General features: G+C 39.1%; 8 protein-coding genes and 1 pseudogene. 5 read left to right on the forward strand and 4 right to left on the reverse strand.

What is annotated here, in order from left to right; all coding sequences use genetic code 11:
* Positions 1-122: 122 nt before the first annotated feature.
* Together AC1DO4_RS21255 and AC1DO4_RS21260 are read left to right on the forward strand one after the other, a co-directional pair.
* Complete coding sequence (locus tag AC1DO4_RS21255; RefSeq protein ID WP_477419528.1) at positions 123-572, forward strand: MarR family winged helix-turn-helix transcriptional regulator; 450 nt, start codon at positions 123-125, stop codon at positions 570-572.
* Between the two features lie 39 nt (positions 573-611).
* A complete protein-coding gene (locus tag AC1DO4_RS21260) occupies positions 612-1538 on the forward strand; it encodes a DUF6268 family outer membrane beta-barrel protein (RefSeq protein ID WP_477419530.1) in 927 nt (308 codons plus the stop codon).
* Between the two features lie 812 nt (positions 1539-2350).
* Here AC1DO4_RS21260 and AC1DO4_RS21265 read toward each other — a convergent pair.
* Positions 2351-3241, reverse strand: a complete 891-nt coding sequence (locus AC1DO4_RS21265) for a winged helix-turn-helix domain-containing protein (RefSeq protein WP_477419532.1) — start codon at positions 3239-3241, stop codon at positions 2351-2353.
* 150 nt (positions 3242-3391) lie between these two features.
* Here AC1DO4_RS21265 and AC1DO4_RS21270 point away from each other — a divergent pair, with 150 nt between their 5' ends.
* The 3 genes from AC1DO4_RS21270 to AC1DO4_RS21280 all read left to right on the forward strand — a co-directional run bounded on the left by AC1DO4_RS21270 (position 3392) and on the right by AC1DO4_RS21280 (position 7387).
* Positions 3392-4495: a WD40/YVTN/BNR-like repeat-containing protein gene (locus AC1DO4_RS21270; RefSeq protein WP_477419534.1), complete on the forward strand. Its 1104-nt coding sequence runs from the start codon at positions 3392-3394 to the stop codon at positions 4493-4495.
* 646 nt (positions 4496-5141) lie between these two features.
* Complete coding sequence (locus AC1DO4_RS21275) at positions 5142-6533, forward strand: Gfo/Idh/MocA family protein (RefSeq protein ID WP_477419536.1); 1392 nt, start codon at positions 5142-5144, stop codon at positions 6531-6533.
* Between the two features lie 143 nt (positions 6534-6676).
* A complete protein-coding gene (locus AC1DO4_RS21280; RefSeq protein WP_477419538.1) occupies positions 6677-7387 on the forward strand; it encodes a DUF4397 domain-containing protein in 711 nt (236 codons plus the stop codon).
* A gap of 112 nt (positions 7388-7499) precedes the next feature.
* Here AC1DO4_RS21280 and AC1DO4_RS21285 read toward each other — a convergent pair whose 3' ends face one another.
* The 3 genes and pseudogenes from AC1DO4_RS21285 to AC1DO4_RS21295 all read right to left on the reverse strand — a co-directional run.
* Entirely contained in the window at positions 7500-10010 is a 2511-nt protein-coding gene (locus AC1DO4_RS21285) for a DUF5686 and carboxypeptidase-like regulatory domain-containing protein (RefSeq protein WP_477419541.1), read from the reverse strand.
* A 641-nt stretch (positions 10011-10651) separates the two neighbouring features.
* Positions 10652-12001, reverse strand: coding sequence for a sugar transferase (locus tag AC1DO4_RS21290; RefSeq protein ID WP_477419543.1), 1350 nt, complete (start codon positions 11999-12001; stop codon positions 10652-10654).
* Positions 12002-12503: 502 nt separating this feature from the next.
* Positions 12504-12728: pseudogene (locus AC1DO4_RS21295) on the reverse strand (WcaI family glycosyltransferase); the annotation flags it as partial.

A 12728-nucleotide genomic window follows, 5' to 3' on the forward strand; every position in this document is an offset into this window, starting at 1 on the left:
ATGATGCACTGTGAACTTTTGCATCGATTCATTCGTCGGAAATTGTATTTATCCTCCGATATCATGTGGAAAGTTTTTTTAATATTGGTTGATATATCAACCAATATTTATACATTTGCTTAATGAATCGCAAAGTTGAACATCCTGCCCCGCCTTCGCTGGTAGCACAAATAGGCGCCCTTTATAATAGGATATATAAAGAATGTGATAAAATTTTCCGGGAACACAACTTTCCCCTTCAGATGGACCAGATACCAGTTTTGATGGTCCTGTATTACTCAGGCGGGGCATCTCAAAAAACTATCAGTACCGACCTGGGGCGCGATAAAGCATCAGTTAACAGAACAATATCAGTTTTACTCAAAAAAGATTTTGTGGAGGTAATCCCTGATACCGTTGATAAGCGCAAAACCCATGTAAAATTGACGGCAAGCGGCGACAGTGTGGCAAAACAGGCTGACGCTATCCTTGCGAGATTTGACGCGGTGCTGTCTTCGGAACTAATAGAACAGGAAAGAAAAGAATTTGACAAAACAATGCAGAAATTAATCGGTGTAGTTACCCCTTGCTAACGTAACTACCCTTTCATCCAAAAAACATATCAACAAAAAATGAAAAGAAGCTTTTTTCTTATGGGCATGCTATTGCCTGTACTTAGCTATTGCCAAAGCGCTGACAGCAGTAGTGTGCACAAAAAATTAACTACTACAGCACCCCTGCTGGGCGGTGTCAGCGTAACCAATAGTGTAGCCCCGGTTGATGCCGGCGGAAATACGTTTACCATACAGCAACCTATTGTAGACGTCGGTTTCCCTGTGTTTAAGGATTTTTCGGCGCCTCATCCCATTTTAATAAAAACAGGCATCCGCTACCAGGGCCTTTTTCTTTCGGATGGGCAAAATATAAGCGGCAACGAATTTCATTCCATCACCGTTCCCTTGCTGGTAAATTATTCGCTTTCGCATTCCACCAGTATCACTTTTGTGGGTTTGGCAACCATTGGCTCCGACTTTAAACGAAGTATCGGCGCAGAGGATATTCTTTATACTGCCGGCGTGCGGGTAGGCTTTCGTCAGCGCAAGGCTTTCAAATACGGCATCACGCTCGTTTATACCAGCAACTACACCGGTAAATTCCTGCTGCCGTTACCTGATATCGACTGGACGATCAGCAACAGGCTAAGCCTCACTGGCATTATACCTGCCAGGGCTTCTTTAAAGTATAAACTGTCGGCAATGCAATCACTGGGAATTACAGCGTCACTCAACGGCAGTATGTACCGCCTGAACAGGGATGCGAAAGATCAATATATACATTTGCGGCAAAATAGCGCGGGACTCATTTATGACCTTAAACTTAGCAGGCGATGGAAATTGAACATGATTGCCGGTCATACTTTTTCGCAAAGGCTGGAAACATTTAATATGGATCAAAAAGTCCCATTCGACGGATTCAGCAAATTAAACAACCGGGTAGCCAATGTCGCCTATCGTCATAATTCATTTATATTCCAGGGCGGGCTTAGTTATGAGTTTTAAAAAGTCCGATAGTCTAAGGCTGCCCGATGCAACTTCCAGGAAATTCAACCATATTAAGGGCTGTTTTTTAGCTCTTTTAATGCCACAATCTTCTTGCAATTCTCAATAAAAGAGTTCGACATCTGTACTTTATCGGCCACAGAATAAAAAATGAGTTTAATTTATCCCGGAGGTGTCATAATCTAATATCCAACTATGAGGATTCTTAACTTCCTCTGATACTGGTCGTTTATACAGCTTAAACCCAAAACTATATTGTAGATAAAATATTATTGAATTATCCGAGTCGAAATCAATCCTAAAAAACTTATCGTGCGTAACAATCCGATATTCTGTATTAGAATCAATTTCAAATTCTTCACATGTCGGCTCAATCCAAACTCTTTTATTTCGATCAGTACGATTGGCAAATTCAATGTCTACTAATAATTCGGGATGTTTATAAAAATAATCAATTCTATTTTTGAAGATAGGCTTTTTGTAAAGAAAACTAAATAGTCTCATTTGATAACTTCATTTGAATTGACAGATCGTATTATCCGTATTTCAAAGCTACAATTTTCTTACAATCCTCAATAAAAGAGTTCGATATCCGTACCTTATCGGTCCAAAACCCTCTTACATTACGTAGAGAGGTTTTTTTGTTTTTAGTGAATATTTACTGTGGCTTTATTGCCCGGAAAGCGTTGTTTTTGATTCGATCTACGGTAAGGATAATTCTTTTTATGATACCGTTTTAGTAGTTCACGATAAAGTTTTACAAATGCCTGATTGAAGTCTAATAAGATCAGTTTTGGGCTGGGAGATTCTTCTTAAGAGTTAATTTCAAGCTTATATCCTTTGCCGCGAATAACAACAATTTTGATATGCGGATCAAATTCCAATTTTTTTCTGAGTTTTGATATGAACATATCCAGACTGCGCCCCACAATAACACCTTCATCTTCCCATATCTCTTTTTGTAGCCGGCTTCTCTCTATAGTCTCGTTAGGAGACAATGCGAAAATGAGCAGTACACGGGTTTCAGTTCCGGTCAGGTCTATTGTTTTTCCGTTTATTATCAGTTTCCGATTCTTCGCATCAAACAATACCGCGCCTAAAGTTAACATGTCAGTATACTGATCGTCAGGTAAAGCTCTTCGCGGCTTAACAGATCTCAAAAAAAGAAAACCAACAAATGCCAAAAAGGGCAGGCTGCCCAAAAGATATCCATTCTTTGCTGTATTTATGCTCGTTGGTTTAAATTTGATGTTGATGGTGTAATGTGCTTTGGGTTGCACTCTTCCTTTGCATGCTACAATATCATCTTTTTCATTTTTGGATATAGCATAACCATAGGCAACACTGGAATTGCCGCTGTTCAGAACGTTGACCACATAATCACCTGCGAGCGGGTCTTTGGCTAATGACCGCCGGGTAGTATTCACCAGGGAGTCCGGCTGAAAAGTGAGCTCATTCTCAAACCAGATCTGGTATTCGTTTTCGGCGATCTTTTTTACCGGAAGAACTCTTGATGTACGGTCGCCCGACTGTAAGAGCAGTTCATGCCCTATCCTGCGGAGCAAAACTTCCCTTCTGGCGATATCAAAATCGTCATTGCCGGTCATACTGAAAGCCGCGCAGATTACAGAGATAAACGAGAGTATTATCACTCCGAACAGGTACTTGCGTTTCCCGGACAGGAGAATTCTGCTATCTAACATAGTGTCAAGATTTTATTTTACAAAGTTTACATTTTTATTTACAATTAAAGCTCTCCACGCTGAAATATATCAAAGTAATTTTGCTGCACCAATTCTGATAGGATCATAAAATAGATTATGAAACATATGTTTTACTTAAAATTTAAAAAAATGAAAAGATTATTTGTATTTGTTCCGGCTATCTTCCTGGTATTATTTCTACTAAATTCTTTTGTGCTAAAAGAAAAGGAAGCAAAAAAGAAACCAATAAAAGAAGGCAAATCATCGGCGATTGTCAACATCATTTTTAAATCTGCTGATGGCGGACAAACATGGCAGGACATTAGCGAAGGACTGCCTGAAAAATTGCAGAGAGAAGGTGTGTGGAGAGATGGTTTATTTGCAAATGACCGTGGGCTATATTTACGTGCTGGAAATGGGGTTTATCACAGTGAACCAAATTCCACAACTCCTTTTTGGACAAAAGAAATTTTCCCTGGTAAACAACGTAACATTGCCCCTGGCAAGAATGGGATACTTGCATATGATTTCAGGGGTCAATTTTTACAAAAAATAAACGGAACGAATAATTGGTCACCCATGTACACGAATTTTCAAGAGCAAGCCGTACGCATAGACAGAACGATAGATTGGATGTACACGAATTATAAAGAGAGAGAAGTACGCACCGTTTTTGAAACTGCCGGAGGCACAGTTTTCATTGGCTCCAACACCAGCCTTTTTAGATCCACTAACAGTGGAAAAACCTGGAAACAAGTGCATGTTGGAGACGGTAGAATGAAATTGGTAGAGTCAAACGGTGTACTCCTGACTACCAGCAAAGATGGAATATTAAGATCGACCGATGATGGTGAAAACTGGGATCGTGTGATTAGTGAAGGGGGTGCTGGCATCGCTGTGGAACGTATAGATGGAGGATTTGCTGCTATAGTCTACAACACAATAACCCAAACAAACAGCATACACATTTCACTGGATAGTGGAAAAACCTGGAATGCCATAGGCGAAGAACTTCAGCCTTCCTGGAATAGTTTATTTATGAAAAAAATAGGCTTACTTAAATCTTCATCGGATATTTTATCAATTAAACAAATGGGTAAATATTTAATATGTGGCCGCTCAGATGGTATATTCCGGTCATCTGACAAGGGCAAAACATGGAAAAAACTGTTACTTCCTGCTATAGAAAATTATGGCTTCAATTTATCTGTTTCAGGCAACGTGATTTATGTTATACCAAATAAAGGATGTTGAAAAATCACTTGAGGTGGGTATCGCAGAGGGGTGCTTCTGCTATAATCAAAAGAAACCCGGAAGACAAAAATCTTCACTTACTAAACACATCTCTGCAAAGGCTAAGGCAGGTTAACGGTTGAAGGTATAGTAAACCTGCTGAAGGCACCTGTTCATGGTATCTGAAGGTTATGATCGGGAGAACATTTTTTGCGTTGATCCCAGGCGTTTTAATTGGAAATTCCTTACATTTTTTGTATATTTGGGTATGCACAAAACAGGGCGCTTATCTCACGGGATAATCGCCCTGCTTCATTTAAAATAAAAAGGCCGCAAAAACCTCTGTTTTAAATCAATAAATTCATTATCAATACATTAAAACAAAATCAGCAGGTATTAATGGGTATTCAAAAGACTATAAAAGGTATTTGGTAAAGCGCCCGGGAGGTGTACAAAAGGTGTGTCAACGGTGCATGTAAAGTACTGCTCTGAATCTTAAATAACACTTTAAAAAAAATCGTTTTTTGGTGCTGGTCCCTTGAATTAAGTATTAATTAAATTTCGGTTGAAAATTAGTTTTGGTTTACTAAATTGCCTTCTGTAAACCTAATTGATTGCACCTTGCCGTCAACACATCAACCAATTATTGAAAACTTAATTTATTACTATGTCAACCGACCGCAGAAAATTCATCAAGCACCTGGGTGCCTCCGTTTTGCTTACCTCGGCTTCGCTCAGAAGCCTGGCAGCACAGGAAGAAAATGAACTCAGGATCCTACAGGCCGAAAAACGCATCAGCCCGAATGATAAAATCCGCATAGCCACCATAGGCATGGGAATTATGGGTTTTGCCGATACCAAGGCCGCTTTAACCGTGCCCGGGGTGGAGTTGGTTGGCTGCTGCGACCTGTACAAGGGGCGGCTTGACAGGGCAAAAGAAGTTTACGGGGCCAGCCTTTTTACTACCGGCGATCATCGTGAGCTATTGGCCCGTAAGGATATTGATGCCGTTATTATTGCCACCAGCGACAACTGGCACAGCCAGATAGCCATTGATGCCATGCACAGCGGCAAAGCGGTGTATAGCGAAAAACCCATGGTACACCAGATAAGCCAGGGCCTTGCCGAAATAAAAGCGCAGCAGGATACTAAAATGGTTTTGCAGGTAGGCAGCCAACGGGTAAGCAGCATTGCCTATAAAAAGGCTAAAGAACTATATGAGGCGGGCGCCATCGGTAAGATCAATTCTATCGAGGCTTCGTTTAACCGGCAAAGCCCTTTGGGTGCCTGGCAGTATACCATCCCATTTGATGCTTCGCCACAAACTGTGGATTGGACAAGGTTTCAGTCAAACGCTAAAACAAAGTATGGTTATGACAGCAAACGGTTCTTCAGGTGGCGGAATTACCGCGAATACGGCACCGGTGTTGCCGGCGACCTGTTTGTGCACCTGCTTAGCGGCATTCACTTTATAACCGGGTCAAAAGGTCCCGAAAGGATCTATTCTATAGGCGACCTTGCTTACTGGAAAGATGGCCGCAATGTACCCGATGTAATGAGCGCGGTGATCCATTATGGCGAAACAAAAGAGCACCCTGCTTTCCAGGTAACACTCCGGGTTAATTTTATCAGTGGTGAAGGCGACTACGGTACAACCAAAATTGTAGGCTCCGAAGGTGTGATGGATCTTATGGGCGATGATGGCTTCAGTATCCGTAAAAGTAAAATGCCGGTTGCTACAGGTATTGGTGGCTGGGATTCTCTATCTACCTATACAGAAGCGCAGCAAAAGGCCTTGATGGACGATTATAACAAACGCTTCTCGCAAACCGATCAGCAGGCGCCTACAAGTCCGGATGTTACTTACAAAACACCGGAAGGTTACAATGCCTCAAACGATCACTTTGCCAATTTCTTTGATTCTATCCGTACAGGTAAGCCGGTTGTTGAAGATGGGGTATTCGGGTTCAGGGCAGCAGCGCCTTGTTTAGCCTGTAACGACAGCTACTTCCAGAATAAAGTGATCCGTTGGGATGCGAATGCGATGAAAATAGTTTAGCCTGTAGGCAGCATCCCGCGTCTCCTGGTAATTCATATCAAAAATTATAGTACCTGCTATGGCTTAGCAATTAAAAAAACAAGCTTACTGGTAGCGTTTTGCTGTTGATTATCGTATTGGTTGGTATAAATACTAATCAACATATGAAAAAAGTCTTTACACAAGGGGCGGGCATGATCGGGATGATGTGTTTGCTCAGTAGCCTGTTAACCTCATGCCTTAAGGATAGTAATAACCATTATGTGCCACCTCCGGCCGCACTGATCTCTGCTATAAATGCTTCGCCGGATGCACAGCCGGTGGATTTCTACCTGGATCAGAACAGGGCAAACAACTTCTCTATTAAAAGCGGTGAAAGCCTGGATTATATCAGGGCCTATACCGGGAAAAGAACCGCAACATTTTATGTACAGGGAAGTCAGCAGAAAATAAAGAGCGATACGATAACCCTTAAGGCCGACCAGCTGTATTCACTGTTCCTGGCCAACCAGGTTAGCACGGCCGATCTGTTACTGATTGCTGATTCTATAAGCCGCCCGGCTGAAGGCAAGGCTACTATCAGGTTTGTGAACTTAAGCCCCGATGCTGGTGCTACAGATCTGGCAATCAAAGGAGGTGCGATACTTGCCGCGGGAATAACCTATAAACATTACTCTGCGTTCGTCCCTGTTGAAGGTGCTACTGCTTTTACCTTTGAAGTTCGCAAAGCGGGAACATCCACTGTGTTATACACACTTACCGATGTTACATTGAAAAGAAACACCATTAACACCATATGGTCGCAGGGATTTGCAGCGGCAACTGATGTAAAAAAATTCAGTGCGCATGTGCAGGAGAATGTATATTATTATTGAACTGTTTATTCTGAATCAACCAAAAATCCCTGCTTTTGGAAGAAGGCAGGGATTTTTGGTGTAATATTAGTTTCAGGCAGCACTCTGGCCAATGGCGAAATAGGAGCGATTACTAAAAATCAGGATTAATACTAAACTTAATACCATAAGTGGAACTACCAGCATGATCAAGATAATTAAACCTCCTTACTACATCTACCCGTAATAACTTAAAAATATTGCCGATGCCGGCTCCCGCTTCTATATAGGGAATAGTGCCTAAAGCATAAGTACCGTTTGCACCATTTGATCCTGTTGGAAATTTGTATAAGTTTTTTGAGTAAAGTGGATTGTTTTCATTGCGTAAACCGCCATATAAAATTTTAAATGAGAGAAACTCCCTCCACTTTAAATGTTCTATTAATGGAATCTTATTCAGAAAAAAGCCATTAAAACTGTGTGTCAGGTTCAAACCCACATAATGGTCACTCACAAACTCCAGGTAGTTCATTTGGTTGTAGGCATCGGGATCATAAGCAAAGGATTGATTAGCCGGACTGATATTCAGCAACGGAAATGGAACCTTTCCCTTTAGCACGGCGCCCAGCAATGTAATATCCGAGTAACCTAATTGCGATAAATAAAACCGTTTATAAATATTCGCACTTATATTGGTATAGGTATATGATCCATTGACAAGCCCTTTAAAACCCTGATTTATCTGCAAGTTAAAAATGGGGTATTTACTAAAAATAGTATGCCGCGACCCGGTTCCCTGTATAATTTGTTCATGAGGAGCATACCTTAGTCCAAGGCCAACATCAGTAGTAGTTAAATCATGTACAATACTATTATTTGAATCATTAACCTCAAATACCAGTGTACCTGCAGTTTGTTGGTTCCAGTTTTTGAAAGTAAGATTATATGAAAAATGATTTTCAAAATCCTTTACATAATCAACTTTGAAAGTCTTGTTAAAAAGCCAGTAATCGGTTTTGCCGCTTTGGAATGAGGTCAGTGCTGACTGCGAGTTATTTATTGAAAAAACTTTTCCGGGCTTATCAATATCATACCGGTAGCTAATCCTAAAATAATCGTTGGGGAAACGATAAGGCGGTGTACTATTTAATGAAAAATAGGTACTTAAGTTAAATTTGAATTTAGTATCTCGCGTTCCATATGCTGTATAACCTTCTAAATAGATGGATCTGTTGAATTTAGGCGTAGTTCGTCCGCCTACCTGGAAACGCGCCCCTTCTACATTATCAAAAGCATATGTAGCCCCTGTCGGGCCTATTTGTACGGGACCGAGGTCGCCATACCCTCCCGTGATGGTTGCTGCAATCCAGGTTAATCTTTTAAAAGATGGCATACTTTCTAACCGGTTTATATGCTCATAAAGGTGTTGCTGCTGAGTGGTAAGCGTATCAGTCCTGTTTTGTCTCCAGTAGCTGGTATCGGGCCTGTTGGAGTTTACAGCAGTTTGCAAACTTTTACCCTGGTAAAACGCGGCCGGAAGTGGTGAATTTAACTTATAGTGATCATAATACACCGTTCGCTCGCCAAAAACTCCGGTTCCTTTTTCTTTTTTTATACCAAAATCTGCTTTTACATCACTTTTGCCCAGGTAATAGCGCCCGTCGGGGTGTTGTTCAAAATCCAGCCGAATCTTGAGGCTGCGCATAAAATTGATATTGATTTGCTTATTTACATTAAGCTCACATGATTCAACAGCATAATGCCCATCCATAGTAACCAGTAATTTGCCCTCAAAAAGTAGATCACCTTTATTGCGGGGAGTAAAACTTACCTCGATTAATTTTCCTTTACCCGATTGCACCGTGTCCGTTATAAAAAACTTATAAAAATCGGGGGCATGATCAGCTATAGGGCTCAGAAACTGGTTTGTAATGATAAAAATGTTGTTGTCGTATATGTCTATATTATTTCCGTAAAGGCGGTTAAGGTAAATATCCAGTCCAACCGTATCCACAAATTTTATGATATTGATTTGTTTTTGGGCATTTAATATCTGGATAGATTTAGGCGGGTTTTTACGGTAATAATTTTGGTATAGCTTTTCGCTGAAATAAACCGGAAGTGAGGTTTCAGACTGACCGTTTATTTTCTGTGTGCTATCAAGCATAAACCGGTATTTGCTAAAAAATTTACTATTGAGCAGCTTTGGAGAAAGATGAAAAAAGGATAAACCGATCCGTTCGTACTGGTTATACTGAAGATAATCCGAATTTTCCATCCGGTTTAATTCCTTATGGTCAATAATCTGCTGAATAAGTTCAACGGCGGGGTTTCCCTTATTTCTATACTTCTTCTTTTTTTCCGAAGTAACGGAAACCTCCTTTAACTGGGTTTGACTGCTGCGCATGCGGATTTGCAATTCATTCACCTGCCCCGGTTTAATAATTTTGGTTACGGTTTGGTAGCCCATAAAGGAAAATGTTACGCGGCTAAAAGAGCCCGGCGCGCTTAATACAAATTTCCCCATTCTATCAGAACTGGTGCCATAACTACTGCCATTGAACTTGATGCTTATAAAAGGAAGCGGATGGCCAGACACATCATCAACAACCTGGCCGCTCACAGTTGTCACTGTTTGAACATTCAATTGGTTTTTTCTGATCACTGTACTATCCAAATGCTGTGCTGTACTGTATAGGGGGCAAAAAAAAAGAAATAAACAAGCCGATCTTTTTAGTTTGTTTATAGTGGAAAACTTAAAAAAACGAAGTATTAGCGGCCCTTGGGAAGCTGATTTTATAATGCAATTCCAAAAAATAAGTAACAAATTGAATTAATAATTAAGAGTTAAAATGGACCTAAAACAAAGTAGCATTTAGCTTTATACTATTAAAGAGTGCACAAGGTTTAATTACGATTAAAATAAGCTGTAATTCTGTTTTGTTTTTAAAAAAAGTCCGTTTAAAAGCACAAAGCATTCTTTTAAATTTAAAACAGTAAAACAACGCAGAAAAGCGTTTATAAGTTAAATAGCCATACCTTTCGTTTAACTAACTAAGCATGCGGCACTTAAAAATTAACGGTCAGTAACTTAATAAAGTATAAAACTATTGGGGGCCAAATGTTTTTGTGCGACATAAATTTTCGCATAGGCCCCAACAACCTTAAATAGTATCCACCAGTAACTGGTATAAAAAAAGCTCCTCTAAGTGCTTAGAGAAGCTTTCCGGTATTTCTTTCCACCGAAATTACTTTTGATATTACAATGCGGCTAATTAAAGGAGTATGTATACAAAAATTTAAACATTATTTACCTTTAAGCTGAAACATTACCTGTATGGTTTTTAAAATAATGCTCATATCGCTGTTAAAGCTTATATTATTAAGATAAATCAGATCATAACGTACTCTATGACGCATTTGATCAACATTTTCTGCGTAGCCATAATTTACTTGCCCCATCGAGGTAATTCCTGGCTTAACACGTAATAATTTTTTATAGTTAGGAGATTTTAGTATAAGTTGTTCTATGAAATACTGACGTTCTGGTCTTGGGCCCACTATTGACATATCTCCTTTTAAAACATTCCAAAACTGGGGTAGTTCATCCATCCTTGACCTACGTAAAACCCTTCCCCATTTAGTAATACGCGGATCATGTTCACTTGACAATTGGGGGCCTAACAGTTCTGCATTTACGTGCATACTTCTAAACTTATATATTTTAAAAGGCCGGTGATCCTTTCCAATTCTTTCCTGATGGTAAAAAACGGCTCCCCTTGACGTTAATTTAGTTAATATTATTAACAAGATAAACACGGGTAACCCAGCTGTCATAACCAAAAGTGAAAATAAAACATCAAAGCTTCGTTTAAAAAACAAAACCTTGATGCTAAGTTCCGGGGTTGAAGAAAGCTGTATTACTGGAAGATTTTCGTAGTTAATAATACTGGCATAGTTATTATCCAACACCAGGTCAGAAACCAACTTAATCTTAATCGAGTTTTGATCTCCCAAATCAACCATTTTTTTTAATAGCGACTGGTTTAGGTATTTATAGCATACAAATACCTCATCTGGATTTTTATTTAACACTTTCTCAAGCAGCATTTCATCAGACATTCCGTTGAGCATTTCCTCGGAAATAAGATCGATAAAATAATATCCGTATTCCGGATGCTTTAAGAAAGATTTCACCAATCTATCAGCAATATCCTGGTTACCAACAAGAAGCACGTGCATCCTGTTGTACCCGTTTTTTCTAATGAAATCAAGAGCAAAAAAAATCGCAGACCTTTCAACAACAATTAGAGCAAAAAACAAAATGTAGGTAAAAACCATTTCCCATCGGCTAACCTCATATAATCTGAAGAAGTAGATTACACCAAGAACCATAACCAAATTGTAAAGCAGCGAAGACAGAAACTTATTAATATTATCGCTCAGCACAAGAGGCCTGTGAATGATATAATTCCTGGTTACAGAAGTTATAGAGACCCACGACAAATTAACCAATAAGATAAAATTCGCAGATTGAATTTCATCAGAAAGGTAATTAAATACCAGTAAATGAGCACATTGAAGAGAAATATTTAATACTATTAAATCACTTATAAAAGTAACAAACGGGAGTAATTTTGAGTAGCGTAAAATCATAAGGTATAAGATTTACAAATGTAATTATTTCCTTTTAAGAATATACTTTAAAAAGGAGATAATAATAGTTTTTCAATCAATACGGGTAATCAAACTTAAACGCTACAATTAGATAATTGTTTTTATTAAAAATAAATTTTACATATGACTTTAAATATTCAATTTCTCGTGAATATATGCATAGATAGCTGCTTTTTAGCCGGGGAGTTGGGAAGGCCGGGACACATGTAACAATTTCGTTATAATTAAGCGGTATTAAATTAGCATTAAGCCGCTAAACCGTCAATTTGATCTTCCCTGACGGACTACCTCCAATAATATAATAGTTTATATTCAAAGCGCTTCCTAAAAACTCCACCTTTTGGGAAACCTTATAACTGATCAATTTAAAAACCAAAAAACTTGATAAGTTCCTTATATTCAACAAGGCTTAGCCAGGATTAACACCTAAACAGTAACGAGGAGTTATTTCTTTTTAGTTTTATGCAGATGGCTTTCTGATTTAGCTCATCACTTTTAAAAGAAACTCATTAATCACATTATCTATATGGATATATTTTTTTGCGTAACTAATGGCATTTGATCTTTTCTCTTCAATATTTTCGACATATATATTAAGCACTGTTTCCGCAAGCGCCTGAGGATCTTCAGGTTTACATATAAAACCGACATCATATTTAGTTATGAGATCATGAAGGGATGTTTCCGGGTTTGCGGTTACCAAAGT

This window comes from Mucilaginibacter sp. P5_A6 (assembly GCF_056400585.1).